Below are 19,059 nucleotides of genomic sequence, written 5' to 3' on the forward strand. Positions count from 1 at the left end.
AGAGGGAGAAACGTTATCAGAAGTGCGTATTAACGCTCATGAACCACGTCCGGCCCGGTTCGTTATAGGTGTGCGCGCCAGCGCCCGCCATATAGTTCCCGGTTACAATATCGCCCGTGGTCTGGGCATTGCCTTCACGCCACAGACGTTTGTCGAAGACGTTATCCACGCCGCCAGTCAGGCTGACATTTTTCGTCACATCCCAGGTCGCGCTCAGGCCGACGATGCTGTACGGGCTGACTTCACTCGCCGAACTACCGGTTACCGGTTTACCCTGGTAATCGTATTTCTTCGGCTGCTGTTTACCGTACCAGGTGAAGGTTGACTGCAGCGATAAATCTTCACGCGCCTGCCAGCTCAGCGTTGAGTTCAGCGTGTATTCAGGAATAATCGACAAGCGCTCGCCGGTCTCTTTATTCTTACTTTGCAGCATGTAGGTAATGTTGTTGGTCCAGTTAACGGTTTCGCTAACCGGTACGTTCAACGTACCCTCCAGACCCTCAACCACTGCTTTAGGAATGTTTTCCCACTGATAGATATCAGTGTAAGTCGTCTTCCCTTTGCTGGTGATAGACGTTCTGTCGAACGGTACCGTACCCGCTTCAATCTTGTTGCGGTAATCGTTACGGAACCAGGTTACCCCGGCCAGCCAGCCGTCACGTTTGAACTCAAGACCAATCTCTTTGTTGATACTGGTTTCGGCCTTCAGGTCATCGTTGCCCATCATGTAGCAACCAATGCCCGTCGCGGAACCGGTGGCGTAGCAACCCTGGCCTTTGCTGTACAGAATGTAGTTCGGGTTGAGCTGGTACAGGCTTGGTGCTTTATAGGCTCGCGCAATCCCCATCTTCAGCGTGAAGTCATCACCCAGACCCTGGGACAGGTTCAGAGATGGGCTCCAATTGTCGCCAACGATGCTGTGGTGGTCGAAACGCAGACCCGGCGTCAACATGGTGCTGTCGGTCAGTTCCATGTTGTTTTCAGCAAACAGAGAGAAAATCTCTGCGTCTGAGTATGGGCTACGGTTGGTACTGCTCGAACCTGGAATATCACCGCCCATAAAGGTCTGTGAATTGGACAACATGTCCTTCATGCGTTGCTGGTTCCATTCGGTACCAAGCGTCAGGTTTTGGTTGACCAGCAGATCTAACGGAATGCTGACTTCACTGTGCAGCATGACGTCACTCAGGTCGGCGTCGAGATATTTTTGTGACGCATTCGGGTCGAAGATACCCTCAGTACCGCCCGCCAGACCTTCAGGCGTACGGGAGTTACGTGTATGTTCGTACTGTACCCAGTTGCTGGTGGTGACGCCGTTATCCCAGCCGCCATTCCAGGTCAGAGAATAGTTCTGACGGTAAAGACGGTTGGTCTCTTTCCCGTAGTTATCTTTCACCAGTTGGTTGGTGTTAGTGTTTTGAGTGTCGCCCGCATACAGGTTGCCCTGACGGCTATAACCGGCTTCCAGTTCCAGTGACTGGAGTGGGGCGAAATCCCAGCGAACCACACCGTTAATGTCTTTGTTGATCACCCCTTCACGACCGGCTGGTAAGGTATTTGAATATGTGCCGGTACGTTCTGACTGATGACCCTGGTTGATGTCCCATGCGTCGGCCTGGGTTTTATCGAGATTACCGTACAGGCGGAAGCTGAAATCCCCACCCATTGGACCATTCAGGCTAAAGTTGGTGCGCTTGGTCGATCCTTCGTCTTTGTGTTCCGGGGCGTTGAAATAGGTATCCCAGGAACCGTGCCATTCATTGCTGCCTTTTTTGGTGATGATATTCACCACGCCGCCAGCTGCGCCATTGCCATAGCGTGCCGCGGCAGGACCGCGCAGCACTTCAATACGCTCAATCATTTCCGGTGGAACCCAGGCGGTATCGCCGCGGGTATCACGCTCGCCGCGCCAGCCCTGGCGTACGGAGTTACGGCTGGTAACCGGTTTACCGTCGATCAAAATCAGGGTGTTTTCTGGCCCCATGCCGCGAATATCGATCTGGCGGTTGTTGCCGCGCTGACCGCTGGTTGAGTTACCGGTCAGGTTAACGCCAGGCATGGTACGGATGATTTCCGACACATCGCGAGCGGGAGGGTTCTTACGAATTTCATCAGCGGTAATGGTTGACACGCCCGGCGCCTGTAGGTTCTGCTGGGCGGCGGTAACGACGATGGTGTCTTCATGAGAGACAGCTACGCTATCGGTTTGATCTTCTGCCATTGCTGGCAGGGCTACCCCGTAAATCCCTAAATTGACCAATAAGGCCAGTGAATGAATCTTGTTGTTCATTGTATGTCCTGCTGTTCTTTTAGCCACGAGTACCAATGTGCCTCGGTGCGGCATTTGGTCTGATGTCGCCCGCATCTGCGTAAACTATCCATTCCAGAAAAAGTACGCAGCGCCAGGTCGGTTTATAAGTGGTGAAAAACTGTGCGCGCTTCCCACAGCGCGACAATACGCTATTGCAAATGCAAATAGTTATCAATAATATTATCAATATATTTCACGCTAGATCATAAAATTTCACAATAAACATGGGGTTATGGCGGTGACGACGTTAAAGATGGGAAGCGAGGCGTGGTGGCAGTCAAAAAAAGGCCCGGAGTGGGAGCGTGAAGACAACGGAAATTATCGGGTAACCTTCTGGTGGCGTGACCCGCAGGGAACGGAGAAAGAGTCAGCCATTCATCGCGTGTGGGTCTATATCACTGGCGTCACCGATCATCATCAAAACGCTACCCCTCAGTCGATGCAACGCATTGATGGAACAAATGTTTGGTGCTGGCGTGTTTCTCTCAGCGCCAACTGGCGCGGCAGCTACTGTTTTATCCCGACAACACGAAACGATATCTTTTCCTCGCTGGCGGTGGGCGCAGCGCCTGACCGAAGCGCACTGCGTGAAGGCTGGCGGCAATTGCTGCCGCAGGCCATTGCCGATCCCCTTAATCCGCAGAGCTGGCAGGGCGGTCGCGGTCATGCGGTGTCTGCGCTGGAAATGCCGGAGGCGCCCGTACAGCCCGGATGGGATCGACCTGAAAACCCCGATTCACCCGCAGTTTGCCTGCAATGGCGTAGCGCCAGGCTTGGTAATACGCGTCGCGTATGGGTATTTACCACCGGTGAGGCCCAAGCGGAATCTCGTCCGCTGGCTATCATGCTGGATGGGCAGTTTTGGGCACAGAGTATGCCGGTCTGGCCTGCGCTAACTTCACTTACGCATCGTGGACACCTTCCTCCTGCCGTTTATCTCCTGATTGATGCCATCGACACGACTCACCGTAGCCGCGAACTGCCGTGTAACGCGGATTTTTGGTTGGCGGTACAAGAGGAGCTGTTGCCGCTGGTGAAGACGACGACCGCATTCAGTGACGATCCGCAGCGTACTGTCGTCGCCGGACAAAGTTTTGGCGGGTTGTCATCGCTGTATGCCGGGCTGAACTGGCCCGCGCGCTTTGGCTGTGTTCTTAGCCAGTCGGGCTCTTACTGGTGGCCGCATCGTGGTGGTGGTCAGGACGGAGCGATCATCGAGCAACTGAAGACCGGGACCATCAGCGCTCAGGGACTGCGTATTGTCCTGGAAGCGGGGATCCGCGAGCCCATTATTTATCGCGCTAATCAGGCGTTATATGCCCAGTTACCTTCTGCACTACAGTCTATTTTCTGGCGTCAGGTTGATGGTGGACACGATGCGCTTTGTTGGCGCGGCGGTCTGATGCAAGGGCTAATGACGCTCTGGCAACCGCTTACCGACACGATTTAACCGGACGACATTCCACGACAGGAGTTGAGTATGGAATTCAGTAACCCCTTCGATAATCCGCAGGGCCAGTTTTACATTCTGCAAAATCCCCAACGTCAGTTTAGCCTTTGGCCGCAGCAGTGTTCACTTCCTGCTGGTTGGCAAATTGCTTGCGAACCCCAATCCCAGGAAGCCTGCCAGCAATGGCTGGATGCAAACTGGACCACGCTGACGCCCGCGAACTATGTCGATGTGCAGGAGGCTCCATGACTCAGCGTTTACCGTTAGTGGCGGCTCAGCCGGGGATCTGGATGGCGGAAAAACTCTCCACATTGCCATCGGCGTGGAGCGTGGCGCACTACGTAGAATTAACCGGCGAACTGGACGCGTTGTTGCTGGCGAAAGCGGTTGTGGCGGGCCTGGAGCAGGCCGATACCTTGCGAATGCAGTTTAGCGAAGATAACGGCGAGGTCTGGCAATGGGTGGATCCTGCGCTCACTTTTGCGCAACCCGAAATCATCGATCTGCGCGAAAAATCCAACCCACATGAGGCGGCGCGTGCGTTGATGCAGGCAGACCTGCAGCAGGACATACGTGCTGACGGCAATAAGCCGCTGGTTTTTCACCAGCTTATACAGGTGGGAGATAAACGTTGGTATTGGTATCAGCGTTACCATCATTTGCTGGTCGATGGCTTCAGCTTCCCGGCCATTACCCGCCAGATAGCCGAAATCTATCGCGCATGGCTAGATGGCGAGTCTACGCCAGACTCGCCTTTTACGCCGTTCGCCGAGGTGGTGGAAGAGTATCAACAGTACCGTCAAAGTGATGCCTGGCAACGCGACGGCGCCTTCTGGCGCGATCAGCGAAAGCAACTCCCACCTCCTGCTTCGCTGTCGAACAATCCGTTGCCGGGACGCTCGGCCAGCGCGGATATTATTCGCATGAAGTTAACCGCGCCTGAAGGAGCGTTTCGCCGGCTTGCGGCACGCATGCCTGACGTTCAGCGTGCGGATCTGGCCCTTGCGCTGGTGGCATTGTGGCTGGGACGCTTATGCAGCCGAATGGATTATGCCGCCGGGTTTATCTTTATGCGGCGCATGGGCTCGGCGGCGTTGACGTCCACTGGACCGGTTTTAAACGTTCTGCCATTTGGTGTGAGGCTGGATGCGGCAGAAAGCTTGCCTGAGCTTGCACAACGACTGGCCGGGCAGTTGAAGAAAATGCGTCGGCATCAACGTTATGATGCCGAACAAATCGTTCGCGACAGCGGGCGTGCAGCCGGTGCAGAGCCGCTGTTTGGCCCGGTGCTGAATGTGAAAATATTCGACTATCATCTGAATATTCCCGGCGTTCAGGCGCAAACTCATACGCTGGCGACAGGACCGGTGAACGATCTTGAACTGGCGTTGTTCCCGGATGAAAACGGCGGACTGAGTATTGAAATCCTGGCCAATAAACAGCGCTACGATGCAGAAACGCTGGCGCAGCATGCCTCGCGTTTAATCGGGCTTATCGAGCAGTTTGCTGACAATCCGTCGCTATGCTGCGGCGACGCCGGGATGCTGTTGCCTACAGAACATGAGCGGCTGGCGAAGATTAACGACACGACCGTGGAGATCCCGTTCACTACGCTTAGCGCACTGGTGACACAGCAGGCCGATAAAACGCCGGATGCCCCGGCGCTGGCCGATGCCCGTTATCAGTTTAGCTATCGCGAAATGCGCCAGCAGGTCGTGGCGCTGGCGAGCCTTCTGCGCGAACGCGGCGTCCGTCCTGGCGACAGCGTAGCTGTGGCATTACCGCGTTCTGTGTTCCTGACGCTGGCGCTGCACGGTATTGTGGAAGCCGGAGCTGCCTGGCTGCCGTTGGATACCGGATACCCGGACGATCGCCTGCGGATGATGCTCGAAGACGCGAAGCCAAAATTGTTGATAGCGACTGAAGAGCAACTGGCGCGTTTTAGCGATATCCCAGGGCTGGAAAGTCTGTGCTATGACTCGCCGCTGCCAGCAGAAGATGCTGCTCCGTTGGCGCTATCTCAACCCAATCATACGGCCTATATCATTTTTACTTCCGGTTCTACCGGTAGACCAAAAGGGGTGATGGTTGGTCAAACCGCCATCGTTAACCGTCTGCTGTGGATGCAAAATCACTATCCGCTGACCGCAGATGATGTGGTGGCGCAAAAAACGCCATGCAGTTTTGACGTCTCGGTATGGGAGTTTTTCTGGCCGTTTATTGCCGGGGCAAAACTGGTCATGGCAGAACCTGAAGCGCACCGCGATCCGCTGGTGATGCAGCAGTTCTTTGCCCGTTATGGGGTGACGACCACGCACTTTGTCCCCTCTATGTTGGCCGCTTTTGTCGCTTCACTGACGCCGGAAACCGCGCGGGAGAGCTGTGCCTCTCTGAAACGGGTATTTTGCAGCGGCGAAGCCTTGCCAGCCGATTTATGCCGTGAGTGGGAGCAGTTGACTCATGCGCCACTGCACAATTTGTACGGACCAACGGAAGCTGCGGTCGATGTGAGCTGGTATCCGGCCTGGGGAGAAGATCTCGCTGCCGTAACCGGCAACAGCGTGCCGATTGGCTATCCGGTTTGGAATACCGGTTTACGCATTCTGGATGCCATGATGCGCCCGGTGCCTTTCGGCGTAGCGGGTGACCTGTATCTGACGGGGATCCAACTGGCGCAAGGCTATCTGGGGCGTCCGGATCTGACGGCGAGCCGCTTTATCGCCGATCCGTTTAGCGTCGGTGAACGTATGTACCGCACCGGAGATGTGGCGCGCTGGCTGGAAAATGGCGCGGTGGAATACCTCGGGCGCAGCGATGACCAGCTTAAAATTCGTGGACAGCGCATTGAGCTCGGCGAGATTGACCGGGTGATGCAGCAGTTGCCTGATGTCGAGCATGCCGTTGCCCATGCCTGCGTATTCAACCAGGCTGCGGCGACAGGCGGCGATGCGCGCCAACTGGTGGGGTATCTGGTGTCGCAATCGGGTTTGCCGCTGGATACGACTGTGTTGCGGGAATGTCTGCGCGAAAAACTGCCTGCGCACATGGTACCGACGGTATTGTTACAACTGGCGGAGTTGCCGCTTAGTGCGAACGGTAAACTGGATCGTAAAGCGCTACCGATGCCGCAGTTGACGTCGCGTGTTTCCGGGCGCGCACCGCGAACAGGGACTGAGACCACCATCGCGCAGTCTTTTGCGGCCTTGCTGGATTGTGAGGTGAATGATGTAGAGGCTGATTTCTTTGCGCTTGGTGGGCATTCGCTGCTGGCGATGAAGCTGGCAGCGCAGTTGAGCCGCATTTTTGAGCGTCAGGTGACGCCCGGGCAGATTATGGTGGCTTCCACCGTGGAACAACTGAGCGCATTGCTGGAGAGCAATGATGATGAACAGTCGCAGCGTCTGGGATTCGAGACGCTATTGCCACTGCGTGAAAGTCACGGCCCAACGTTGTTCTGCTTCCATCCGGCGTCGGGTTTTGCCTGGCAGTTTAGCGTGCTGTCGCGTTATCTCAGCCCTCAGTGGTCGATTATGGGTATTCAGTCGCCACGACCGGATGGCCCGATGCAAACGGCGGAAAATCTCGACTCGGTATGCGAACATCACCTGGCAACGCTGCTCAGTCAACAACCTCACGGACCTTACTATTTATTAGGTTATTCGCTGGGCGGCACGCTGGCACAGGGGATCGCCGCGCGCTTACATGCCAGAGGAGAGTCGGTTGCATTCCTCGGTCTGTTGGATACCTGGCCGCCAGAGACGCAAAACTGGCAAGAAAAAGAGGCCAATGGGTTGGATCCAGCGGTGCTGGCGGAGATCGAGCGTGAACGCGAAGCCTTTCTGGCGACGCAGCAGGGGAATGCGTCAGAGGCCTTATTTAACGCTATCGAAGGCAACTATGCCGATGCGGTTCGCCTGCTCACGACGGCACACAGCGTACCGTTTGCAGGCCACGCCACGCTGTTCGTTGCTGAGCGTACCTTAGTGCCGGGTGTCAGCCCTGAACGTAGCTGGGCCCCGTGGATATCCAGTCTGGATGTTTACCGCCACGACTGCGCGCATGTTGATATTATTTCCCCCGCCTCGTTTGAGGTGATAGGGCCAATCATAAACACCCTGATCAATAAATCGGTATAACCAGACTTATTTCGTTATCGGAACGATCGAATAACTCCATAATGTAAATGATATGTTATGGAGTTGATCTTCTTGGGGACAGAGGGCGATTAAAGGGGTGAATAAATTCCTAATATAATTTTTGGTAGGGCTTCCAGCACAAAGAGTGTTTCGGATTATTCTGACTAGCTGGTAGACTCTCCCTACAGAAATGTTTTTCTTTTGGGAAAGTTTTCAGGTCACGCAACATGTCATCATTAAATATTAAGCAAGATAACGTTTCGGAATTTACTGGCTATCCTCAGCCAGCGGCAAACGCAAATGAAATCGATTTAGTGAACCTAATCGAAATCTTATGGCGAGCAAGAACGAAAATTATCGCGACCGTTTTCGCCTTTGCTTGTGTGGGTATTCTGGTATCTTTCCTGCTTCCGCAAAAATGGACCAGTCAGGCAATCGTGACCCCCGCAGAACCGGTTCAGTGGCAGAGTCTCGAGAATATGTTGACCAAATTGCGCGTGCTGGATATGGATATTAGCGTTAGCCGTGGTGATGTGTTTAACCTGTTTATCAAAAAATTCCAGTCGCCTTCATTGTTAGAAGAGTATCTGCGCTCTTCACCTTACGTGATGGATCAATTGAAAGGCGCTGATATCGACGAAATGGAGTTGCATCAGGCAATTGTCAGGCTTAGTGAGAAAATGAAAGCGGTTGATACTAACCTGGGTAAGAAGAACGAAACTTCGCTGTATACCGCATGGACGCTGAGTTTTACCGCACCTCAGGCCGAAGAAGCTCAGTCTGTGCTGAAGGGATATATCCAGTATATTTCTGATATTGTAGTGAAAGAAACGCTGGAAGATATTCGCAATAAACTGTCCATCAAAACCAGCTTCGAAAAAGAAAGGCTGGAGATGGATCGCGTCAGGCTCAAGAACCAACTGGAAGCAAATATCCAGCGACTGAACTACTCGCTGGAGATTGCCAATGCCGTCGGGATTAAAAAGCCGGTCTACAGTAATGGCCAGGCGGTGAAGGATGATCCCGATTTCTCTATTTCACTGGGTGCTGACGGCATCGAACGTAAATTAGAAATAGAAAAATCAGTAACGGATGTTGCTGAAATTAACGGTGAATTACGTAATCGGCAGTATCACGTTGAGCAACTGTTAGCGATGAATGTGAGCGACGTAAAATTCACACCGTTTAAATATCAACTTACGCCTTCGCTGCCGGTGAAAAAAGATGGCCCGGCTAAATCAATGATCGTTATTCTGGCCGCATTACTGGGTGGAATGGTGGCGTGTGGTGGCGTTCTGCTGAACTATGCCATGGTGTCGCGTAAGCAAAAAATGACGTTTATTGATCAGCAACTGGTGTGATGAATTGTCGTATGGCGGCAAGCCAGCCGCCTTACGATAACGCGTGTTATTTGCTGCGTCCAAGCGGCACTACTAACGGCGTTCCGGCAACTGGATCGTCGATAATCATACAGCGCAGTCCATAGATTTTTTCAATAAGCTGCGCGGTGACGATCTCCTTCGGTGCACCCTCGGCAATAATTTTTCCATCTCGCAGCGCAATCAGATGCGTCGCATAGCGACAGGCCTGATTCAGGTCGTGCAAAACGGCGGCCAGCGTGTAGCCTTTTTCCCGGTTTAACTCACTCAGCAGTTCCAGCAGATCGATCTGATGACTGATATCCAGCCAGGTGGTGGGTTCATCAAGCAGCATAATCGACGTTTCCTGCGCCAGCACCATCGCAATCCATGCACGTTGACGTTGTCCGCCGGAAAGGGTATCCACACTTTGTGATGCCAGGTGGGTGATACCCGTCGCCTGCATGGCGTTTGAGACCGCAATTTCATCCTCTTGCCGCCAGCGGGTAAACAGCGGCTGGTGCGGATAGCGCCCGCGGGCAACCAGCTCCTGTACCGTAATATCTCCCGGCGTGGTGGCGTTTTGCGCCAGCAAACCTATTCGTCGGGCGACTTCCTTGCTGGCATAGTGTTGAATATGTTCGCCGTCGAGCCAGACCTTGCCGTTCGCGGGCGTCATCAGGCGACTAAGCGTGCGCAGCAATGTCGATTTCCCGCAGCCATTTGGCCCGATAATCGCGGTGAAGTGACCGTCGGGAATCGACACATTGAGGTTTTCCGCCACGGTAAACTTGCCATAACCCAGCGTTAACTGGTCGCCACGCAAACGGGCTACTGATTCGGTCATTTTTTGCGGGACTCCTGAATTAACAAGACGATAAGATAAATACCGCCGAGGCTTACGGTGACAACGCCCACCGGAAGCTGATAAGGCATAAACAGCTGTTGGGCGCATAAATCCGCCATCAGCAGCAGCAACGCGCCGCACAGCGCTGACAGGGTTAATCCCCAGCGCGATGTGCCGCTTATACGTCGCGCGATATGCGGCGCGACAAGGGCAATAAACGAGATAGGACCCGCCAGCGCGGTGGCGGCAGCGGTTAGTACAACCGCAACCAGCATCATCATCAGACGCGAGCGCTCAACGCTGACACCAAGCGCACAGGCACTGTCATCACCCATTTCCAGTAAGCGCATCCGGCGTACCAGCAATGTGGCGCATACCAGCATGATGATAATCAGCGGGGCAGACGGCCAGGTTTTGGCCCAGGTCAGGCCATTGAGCGATCCAGCGTTCCACAGTCCAGCCGTTAGCGCGGTTTCTAATGATGCTTTCAACAGTAGCCAGGTGTTGAACGCCACCAGCATGGCGCGTATGCCGATACCAATAATAATTAGCCGGAAGGTGTCGATCCCATTGCGCCAGGCGAGCGCCCAGACCACCAGAGAAGTCAGGATCCCACCGAGCATGGCCGCCAGCGCGATCGCGGTAAGATGCTGTCCGAACAGCACCATTGCCACCAGCACACCGCTCCAGGCACCGGTATTAAAGCCCATCACATCCGGACTGCCCAAAGGGTTACGCATCAGCGACTGAAATATTGCGCCGCTCACGCCGAGCGCTGCGCCAATCAATAGCGCCATGAGCACGCGTGGCAAACGCCATTCGGTCACCACCAGGGTAATACTGCGCGGCGCATCGCCGAGCAGGGCGGCAATAATTTGCTGGGTTTCCAGCGTAACAACGCCGCTACGCAGGCTCCATAAACCAATGACGAGACAACTTGCAACCAGCAGCAGGCTGCTGATTATCAGGCGGCGGGAGAGGTGCATCATGCGCCACCCCCGCGCGATTTACGGCGTACCAGAAAGATAAGCACCGGCGCGCCGATGAAAGCGCTGACCACCGACACGCGCAGCTCGCCGGGAACAATCAGGCGACCGATGATATCGGCAATCAGTAACAGAGAAGGGGTTGCCAGCAGGGTGACGGGCAGTGACCAGCGGTGATCCGCCCCCACCAGCCAGCGCGCCATGTGAGGTATCATCAGGCCGATAAAGGCGATAGGACCGACAATCGCGGTCGCGCTGCCGCACAGTACGGTAATAACCAGCAGGCCAATAAACTGTGTGCGAGCGACTTTACTACCAAGCGCGGTAGCTGTGTCGCTCCCGAGGCTCAGGCTATTCAGGGCGCGACTGAGAAACAGTGCGACAGCCGCGGCAATCAGTACTGGTACCAATACCACCTTCAGCGTTTGCAGGCTGCGGATATCCAGTGAGCCAGCTTGCCAGAAACGCAACTGATCGTAAACGTCCGGGTTGAGCAGGGCGATGCCGGTGGATAATCCTTCCAGCACCGCGCCCAGGGCAACGCCCGCCAGCGTCAGACGTACCGGGCTTAACTGCCCACCGCCCTGACTACCGGTAAAAGCTACGATCAGCGACGCAGCCAGCGCACCGCAAAAGGCCATCAGCAGTTGCTCTTGCGCAGAGGAAAAGCCGAACAGCGCGGCGCCCAGCACAATAGCGAAGCTGGCACCGGAGTTGACGCCCAGAATGCCGGGATCGGCTAGAGGGTTACGAGTGAGCGTTTGCATTAATGCGCCAGCCAGGCCCAGCGCACCACCGGCGAGCAGCCCCGCCAGCGTGCGTGGGAGTCGCGCGTCAAGCACGATGGTGCAATCAGCGCTTTGACAACTGCCGGTGAGCGCATCCAGCACCACGGAGGCAGGTAGCGACTTGGCGCCAATAACCAGACTTAATACCGTGGTCAGAACAAGTAATAACAATAGTCCGGGCACGGCGAAGGCGCGTGTCGCGGAAACAGAGCATGACATATCAACTTCCCTGATAATGATAGTAATTATCGTTATCGATCTTATTTGGATATGTTAGCATGTGCAGCCATCGAATGGATATTGAAAAAGTACCTGGTAAGGCTCTGTAATGAATCGACAATCATGGCTGCTCAATCTCAGCCTGTTAAAGACCCACCCTGCATTTCGTGCAGTCTTCCTCGCCCGTTTTATTTCCATTGTCTCTCTGGGGCTACTCGGCGTCGCGGTTCCGGTTCAAATCCAGATGATGACCCAGTCGACCTGGCAGGTCGGTTTGTCGGTGACGCTGACCGGCAGTGCAATGTTTATTGGCCTGATGGTGGGCGGTGTGCTGGCCGACCGCTATGAGCGTAAAAAAGTGATCCTGCTGGCGCGTGGTACCTGTGGCATTGGCTTTATTGGCCTGTGTTTGAATGCGTTACTTCCCGAACCGTCGTTACTGGCAATTTATCTGCTTGGCTTATGGGACGGTTTCTTTGCTTCGCTGGGCGTGACTGCTTTACTGGCAGCGACGCCAGCGCTGGTCGGGCGGGAGAATCTGATGCAGGCCGGGGCGATTACCATGCTGACGGTACGTCTGGGATCGGTAATTTCGCCGATGCTTGGCGGGGTGTTGCTCGCGACCGGCGGCGTGGCCTGGAACTACGGACTGGCGGCGGCGGGGACCTTCATTACCTTACTACCGTTGCTGAGTCTTCCCGCGTTGCCGCCTCCGCCGCAGCCGCGTGAGCATCCGCTGAAATCGCTGCTGGCAGCATTCCGCTTTCTGCTTGCCAGCCCACTGATTGGCGGCATTGCACTGCTCGGCGGTCTGTTGACCATGGCGAGCGCCGTGCGCGTGCTGTATCCGGCGCTGGCGATTAACTGGCAAATGTCGAGCGCGCAAATTGGTCTGCTGTATGCGGCCATTCCTCTTGGCGCAGCAGTGGGCGCATTGACCAGCGGGCAACTGGCGCACAGCGTTCGCCCGGGACTGATCATGCTGGCATCGACCGTGGCGTCGTTCCTGGCTATCGGACTGTTTGGGTTGATGCCAGTCTGGGAGCTTGGGGTTGTTTGCCTGGCGCTGTTTGGCTGGCTGAGTGCGGTCAGCTCGTTGTTGCAATACACCCTGTTACAGACGCAGACGCCGGAAGCGATGCTCGGGCGAATTAACGGTTTGTGGACTGCGCAGAACGTGACCGGCGATGCGATTGGCGCGGCGCTGCTTGGCGGGCTGGGTGCGATGATGACGCCGGTCGCTTCGGCAAGTGTGAGTGGATTCGGGTTGGTGATTGTTGGTCTGCTATTGCTGCTGTTGCTGAGGGAAGTACGCCGATTCCGGCAAACACCTGTTAATGCCGGATAAGGCGTTAGCCGCATCCGGCGCTGATGATTAAAAGAGAGCCGAAAGACGTTGCAGCAGCAGCGTTGCGCTGTAGTAGTCGAGACGGAAGGTTTCCGTTCCCAGGGCGTAAACGCGTTTGTTCTGCACGGCCGGCAGATGCGCCAGCAGCGGATTGGCATAAATGGCGTCGGCATCTTTGCTGTCGCCAGCAAACAGGAACAGCGCTTCGCCGTTCAGGCCCGCCGCCAGGTTTTCACCGCCAAGCTGGATGATATCGTGGCGTTTGCCCTGGCTCTGGCTGGTGTGCAAACCCGCAGGCAGCGGCGCGAGGGTAAAACCTAACTGTTCCATCAGCTTGCCCTGGGCCGACTCAGGCGTCCACAGGTTGGCGCTGTGGGCTGCAGCGGTATACACCAGCGCGCTGACCGGCTGCGGCGGCAGGGTGATGCGTTGCTTTACCGCTTGCAGTTGCTTATCAAACTCGGCAATACGGGCTGCAGCCTGCTGCTCCTGACCGGTGATTTCACCCAGTTGCGTTAGCAGCGACTGCCAGCTTTTATCGTCGTAGTTGATGATAAGCGTGGGCGCGATGGTGGACAACTGGTCGTAGAGTGCGAGGGCGGAATCGCCGCCAGTGGCGCTTATCAGAATCAGATCCGGCATTTGCGCCGCAACGGCTTCGGCGCTCGGTTCGCCAATATACAGACGGCTCAATTTGCGCTCTTTTGCGACCTCGCTCCATTGACGCAAAAAACCCTGCGCATCGCCGATGCGATTGTTCGGCGTGGTGGCACCGCTGGCGATGACCGGAGCATCAATCGCCAGCAGCGAGCCGGTGAGGGTCACGCTGGTGGAGACAATGCGCTGCGGCTTTTGCTCAAGCGTATGCGTGCCACGGCTGTCGGTAACCTGACGCGGCCAGTCGGCGGCATGACCTGAAGAAATTCCTGAAATAGACAAACCGGCCAGTAAGAGTACGGTGCGGCAAAAAGAGGGGAGACTCACGAATCAGCTTCCTGTTATCAGTATAAGTAATGCTTCTCATTTTCATTGTTAGCGGGCAAGGATGCAAGCCAAAGTCGCACATTGTGTTACCACAAGAGTTGACATACCGCCGCTTTACTTTTAGGTTAGCGACCGAAAATATAAATGATAATCATTATTAGAGCCTTTATCATTTTTGGAGGATGATATGGATACGTCACTGGCTGAGGAAAAAACGCAGACTATGCCGACGCTCGCTTCCGACAGTTTTTTCTTTATGTCGCCGTACCGTAGTTTTACGACGTCAGGATGCTTCGCCCGCTATGCGGAACCGGCAATTGATGGCGATTCGCCAGACAGCCCTTTCCAACAAAAAATGAACGCACTGTTTGCTGATGCCAAATCACAGGGTATCGCGAATCCTGTCATGGTCGGGGCGATTCCCTTTGATACCCGCCAGCCATCATCGCTGTTTATTCCCCAATCGTGGCAGAGCTTTTCTCGTACGGCGAAGCAGCAATCATCACGTTACTTTACCGCGCATCAGTCGCTGAACGTCGTGGAACGTAAATCGATCCCGGAACAGGACTTTTTTGAAGATATGGTCGCCCGGGCGGCTGCGCTGACGTCTACTCCGGAAGTCGACAAAGTGGTGTTGTCACGCCTGATCGATATCACCACCGATGCCAACATTGACAGCGGTGCGCTGCTGGAGCGTCTGGTGGCGCAAAATCCAGCGAGCTACAACTTCCATGTGCCGATTGAAGACGGCGGCGTATTGATTGGTGCCAGCCCGGAATTGCTTCTGCGCAAAGAAGGCGAGCGTTTCAGTTCTCTGCCGCTGGCGGGCTCTGCACGTCGTCAGCCTGATGATGTGCTGGATCGCGAAGCAGGGATCCGCCTGCTGGCATCTGAGAAGGACCGCCATGAGCACGAACTGGTGACGCAAGCTATGAAAACGATATTGCGCGATCGCAGCCGTGAACTGCAACTGCCTTCTTCTCCGCAGCTGGTTACTACGCCGACGCTCTGGCACCTCGGCACGCCGTTTGAAGGTAAAGCCAACGCGCAGGAAAACGCCCTGACGCTGGCGTGCCTGCTGCACCCGACGCCTGCGCTGAGCGGCTTCCCACATCAGGTTGCGCGCAAACTTATCGCCGAGCTGGAGCCGTTCGATCGCGAACTGTTCGGCGGTATTGTCGGCTGGTGTGATGCCGAAGGTAACGGTGAGTGGGTAGTGACGATCCGCTGTGCGAAGCTGCTGCGCAATCAGGTGCGTTTTTTTGCCGGAGCAGGAATTGTTCCAGCCTCTTCCCCGGTTGCGGAATGGCGTGAAACGGGGGCCAAGCTCTCCACGATGTTGAATGTTTTTGGACTGCATTAAGAGCCTTGTGGACTGGTTTTAAGGAGCAATAATGAGTATTCCATTCACCCGCTGGCCGGAAGAGTTTGCCCGCAGGTATCGTGAAAAAGGTTACTGGCAGGATTTGCCGCTGACCGACATTCTGACCCGTCACGCCGACAGCGACCATACGGCGGTTATTGATGGTGAATGCCACCTGAGCTATCGCCAGCTGAATCAGGCCGCTGACAATCTAGCCTGCAGTTTGCGTCGCCAAGGGATTAAACCCGGTGAAACCGCGCTGGTACAACTGGGCAATGTGGCTGAGCTGTATATCACCTTCTTTGCGTTACTCAAGCTGGGCGTAGCTCCGGTGCTGGCCCTGTTCAGCCATCAGCGTAACGAACTCAACGCCTATGCCAAACAGATTGAACCGGCGCTGCTGATTGCCGATCGCCAGCATACGCTGTTTAGCGGGGACGATTTTCTAAACGCTTTTGTGGCCGAACACAATTCAGTGCGCGTGGTGCAACTGCACAACGACGAAGGTGAACACAATCTGCAAACGGCGATAAGCCAACCTGCGACTGATTTTACGGCTACACCGTCGCCCGCTGATGAGGTGGCGTACTTCCAGCTTTCCGGCGGGACGACCGGGACGCCAAAGCTGATTCCTCGCACTCATAACGATTACTACTACAGCGTGCGTCGCAGCAATGAGATTTGCCGCTTCACCGGGGAAACGCGTTATTTATGCGCAATCCCGGCGGCGCATAACTACGCCATGAGTTCGCCAGGCGCGCTGGGTGTGTTCCTGGCCGGCGGCACCGTCGTGCTGGCGGCCGACCCTAGCGCTACCCTGTGTTTCCCGCTGATTGAACAGCATCAGGTTAACGTCACGGCGCTGGTGCCACCTGCGGTGAGCCTGTGGTTGCAGGCGATTGCGGAGTGGGGCAGCAATGCGCAACTGGCTTCGCTGAAACTGCTACAGGTCGGTGGAGCGAGACTTTCCGCCACGCTTGCGGCGCGTATTCCGGCTGAGATTGGCTGCCAGTTGCAGCAGGTCTTCGGCATGGCGGAAGGGCTGGTGAACTACACCCGTCTGGACGACAGTCCTGAGCGCATCATCAATACCCAGGGGCGCCCGATGTGTCCTGATGATGAAGTCTGGGTAGCAGACGCTGACGGCAACCCCTTAGCCCAGGGAGAGACCGGACGCTTGATGACACGTGGTCCGTACACCTTCCGTGGTTATTTCAAAAGCCCTGAGCATAATGCCAGCGCCTTTGACGCCAACGGCTTTTACTGTTCCGGCGATCTGATCGCTATCGACCCGGATGGCTACATCACCGTTCAGGGACGCGAAAAGGATCAGATCAACCGCGGCGGGGAGAAGATCGCTGCTGAAGAGATTGAAAACCTGCTGCTGCGCCATCCAATGGTTATCCATGCCGCGCTGGTCAGTATGGATGACGAACTGATGGGCGAGAAAAGCTGTGCCTGGCTAGTGGTAAAAGAGCCGCTGCGCGCGGTTCAGGTGCGCCGTTTTCTGCGCGAACAGGGTGTGGCGGAATTCAAATTACCCGATCGTGTTGAGTGCGTTGAGTCATTACCGCTGACTCCAGTGGGGAAGGTAGATAAAAAACAATTACGTCAGTGGCTGGCATCACGTTCACTGGCCTGAAGGAGAAATAGAAATGGCAATTCCTAAACTGCAGGCTTATGCGCTACCAACGGCGCTTGATGTTCCGGTGAACAAAGTCGACTGGGCATTTGACCCTGAACGCGCCGCGCTGCTGATCCACGACATGCAGGATTATTTTATCGGCTTTTGGGGCGATAACTGTCCGATGATGGAGCAGGTCGTCGCGAACATCGCCGCGCTGCGCCAGTACTGCAAAGAGCATAATATTCCGGTGTATTACACCGCTCAACCGAAAGAGCAGAGCGATGAAGACCGCGCTCTGCTCAATGATATGTGGGGACCGGGCCTGACGCGTTCGCCGGAACAACAAAAGATTGTTGAGGCGCTGGCGCCGGATGAAGCGGATACCATTCTTGTGAAATGGCGTTATAGCGCATTCCATCGCTCCCCGCTGGAACAGATGCTCAAGGAAACCGGGCGTAATCAACTGATCATTACCGGGGTGTATGCACATATTGGTTGTATGACCACCGCAACGGACGCTTTCATGCGTGACATCAAGCCGTTTATGGTTGCCGATGCGCTGGCGGACTTTAGCCGTGACGAACACTTGATGTCGCTGAAATACGTGGCGGGACGTTCCGGGCGTGTGGTTATGACCCAGGAATTATTACCGACGCCGGTTCCGGCCAGTAAAGATGCGTTACGCAGCATTATTCTGCCGCTGCTGGATGAGTCCGAAGAGCCGATGGATGACGAAAACCTGATCGACTATGGGCTGGATTCCGTGCGCATGATGGCGCTGGCGGCGCGTTGGCGTAAGGTTCATGGTGATATTGATTTCGTGATGCTGGCGAAAAAACCGACCATTGACGCATGGTGGGCTCTGCTCTCCCGCGAGTTGAAGTAATGGCCGGATTTGATTTTGCCGGGAAAACCGTCTGGGTAACCGGGGCGGGAAAAGGGATTGGCTACACCACGGCGCTGGCGTTTGCGAATGCAGGTGCTGAGGTGACTGGATTCGATCGCGAATTTCCTCAGGATAACTACCCGTTTACGACCGAAGTGCTGGATGTGGCGAATGCTGGACAGGTAGCTGAGGTGTGCCAGCGCGTCCTCAAAGCGCGCGAGCGTTTGGATGTGTTGGTCAATGCCGCAGGTATTTTGCGTATGGGTGCCACCGATGCGCTAAGCGCTGAGGAGTGGCAGCAGACGTTTGCGGTTAACGTTGGCGGAGCGTTCAATCTGTTTCAGCAGACGATGGCGCAGTTTCGTCGCCAGCAGGGCGGGGCGATCGTGACCGTCGCGTCGGATGCGGCGCACACGCCGCGTATCGGCATGAGTGCTTACGGTGCGTCAAAGGCCGCGTTGAAAAGCCTGGCTCTGACCGTCGGACTTGAACTGGCAGGCAGCGGTGTGCGTTGTAACGTGGTTTCTCCGGGGTCGACCGATACCGACATGCAGCGTACGCTGTGGGTCAGCGATGACGCGGAGCAACAGCGCATTCGTGGATTTGGCGAGCAGTTTAAGCTTGGGATTCCGCTGGGGAAAATCGCCCGGCCGCAAGAGATCACCAACACTATTTTATTCCTCGCTTCCGATCTGGCCAGCCACATTACATTACAGGATATCGTGGTGGACGGCGGTTCCACGCTGGGGGCATGAC

At 55.5% G+C, this 19,059-nt stretch carries 14 protein-coding genes; 9 read left to right on the top strand and 5 right to left on the bottom strand.

Going from position 1 to position 19,059, the window contains the following annotated elements:
* Positions 1-16: 16 nt before the first annotated feature.
* Positions 17-2,290 carry a TonB-dependent siderophore receptor gene (locus OGV89_RS18450; RefSeq protein WP_003835658.1) on the bottom strand — a complete coding sequence of 758 codons (2,274 nt, stop codon included), beginning with the start codon at positions 2,288-2,290 and terminating at the stop codon, positions 17-19.
* 253 nt (positions 2,291-2,543) lie between these two features.
* Between OGV89_RS18450 and fes the strand changes: the two genes are divergently transcribed.
* The 4 genes from fes (at position 2,544) to wzz(fepE) (ending at position 9,258) form a co-directional block, all read left to right on the top strand.
* A complete protein-coding gene (gene fes, locus OGV89_RS18455; protein ID WP_286559094.1) occupies positions 2,544-3,761 on the top strand; it encodes an enterochelin esterase in 1,218 nt (405 codons plus the stop codon).
* A 30-nt stretch (positions 3,762-3,791) separates the two neighbouring features.
* Entirely contained in the window at positions 3,792-4,010 is a 219-nt protein-coding gene (locus OGV89_RS18460; protein WP_003835654.1) for an MbtH family protein, read from the top strand.
* Entirely contained in the window at positions 4,007-7,897 is a 3,891-nt protein-coding gene (gene entF / locus OGV89_RS18465; RefSeq protein ID WP_286559096.1) for an enterobactin non-ribosomal peptide synthetase EntF, read from the top strand. The genes OGV89_RS18460 and entF overlap by 4 nt, the downstream gene beginning before the upstream one ends.
* A 227-nt stretch (positions 7,898-8,124) precedes the next feature.
* A complete protein-coding gene (wzz(fepE), locus tag OGV89_RS18470; RefSeq protein WP_286559098.1) occupies positions 8,125-9,258 on the top strand; it encodes an LPS O-antigen length regulator Wzz(fepE) in 1,134 nt (377 codons plus the stop codon).
* Between the two features lie 46 nt (positions 9,259-9,304).
* On the opposite strand, the gene fepC is transcribed toward wzz(fepE), so the two are convergent.
* The 3 genes from fepC to fepD are packed head-to-tail and all read right to left on the bottom strand — an operon-like array spanning position 9,305 to position 12,095.
* A complete protein-coding gene (gene fepC / locus OGV89_RS18475) occupies positions 9,305-10,102 on the bottom strand; it encodes an iron-enterobactin ABC transporter ATP-binding protein (protein ID WP_003022023.1) in 798 nt (265 codons plus the stop codon).
* A complete protein-coding gene (gene fepG, locus OGV89_RS18480) occupies positions 10,099-11,091 on the bottom strand; it encodes an iron-enterobactin ABC transporter permease (RefSeq protein WP_257679377.1) in 993 nt (330 codons plus the stop codon). The genes fepC and fepG overlap by 4 nt, the downstream gene beginning before the upstream one ends.
* Complete coding sequence (gene fepD, locus OGV89_RS18485) at positions 11,088-12,095, bottom strand: Fe(3+)-siderophore ABC transporter permease (protein ID WP_003835646.1); 1,008 nt, start codon at positions 12,093-12,095, stop codon at positions 11,088-11,090. Before fepD ends, fepG begins: the two co-directional genes overlap by 4 nt.
* A gap of 109 nt (positions 12,096-12,204) precedes the next feature.
* Here fepD and entS point away from each other — a divergent pair, with 109 nt between their 5' ends.
* Complete coding sequence (gene entS / locus OGV89_RS18490) at positions 12,205-13,443, top strand: enterobactin transporter EntS (RefSeq protein WP_286559100.1); 1,239 nt, start codon at positions 12,205-12,207, stop codon at positions 13,441-13,443.
* A 27-nt stretch (positions 13,444-13,470) separates the two neighbouring features.
* Here the strand turns inward: entS and fepB are convergent, their stop codons facing one another.
* On the bottom strand, positions 13,471-14,427 hold the full coding sequence (fepB, locus tag OGV89_RS18495; protein ID WP_286559102.1) for a Fe2+-enterobactin ABC transporter substrate-binding protein: 957 nt from the start codon (positions 14,425-14,427) through the stop codon (positions 13,471-13,473).
* A 187-nt stretch (positions 14,428-14,614) separates the two neighbouring features.
* Here fepB and entC point away from each other — a divergent pair, with 187 nt between their 5' ends.
* From entC to entA, 4 genes are read left to right on the top strand one after another with little or no spacing between them, the layout of a single operon-like run.
* A complete protein-coding gene (gene entC / locus OGV89_RS18500) occupies positions 14,615-15,790 on the top strand; it encodes an isochorismate synthase EntC (protein ID WP_060855578.1) in 1,176 nt (391 codons plus the stop codon).
* Positions 15,791-15,821: 31 nt separating this feature from the next.
* On the top strand, positions 15,822-17,432 hold the full coding sequence (gene entE, locus OGV89_RS18505; protein ID WP_286559105.1) for a (2,3-dihydroxybenzoyl)adenylate synthase EntE: 1,611 nt from the start codon (positions 15,822-15,824) through the stop codon (positions 17,430-17,432).
* Positions 17,433-17,445: 13 nt separating this feature from the next.
* Positions 17,446-18,303, top strand: a complete 858-nt coding sequence (locus tag OGV89_RS18510; RefSeq protein WP_286559108.1) for an isochorismatase — start codon at positions 17,446-17,448, stop codon at positions 18,301-18,303.
* Positions 18,303-19,058, top strand: coding sequence for a 2,3-dihydro-2,3-dihydroxybenzoate dehydrogenase EntA (gene entA, locus OGV89_RS18515; RefSeq protein ID WP_003022049.1), 756 nt, complete (start codon positions 18,303-18,305; stop codon positions 19,056-19,058). Before OGV89_RS18510 ends, entA begins: the two co-directional genes overlap by 1 nt.
* Position 19,059 lies beyond the last annotated feature (1 nt).

It is taken from the genome of Citrobacter sp. Cf125, assembly GCF_030333935.1.
Taxonomy (GTDB): domain Bacteria; phylum Pseudomonadota; class Gammaproteobacteria; order Enterobacterales; family Enterobacteriaceae; genus Citrobacter; species Citrobacter freundii.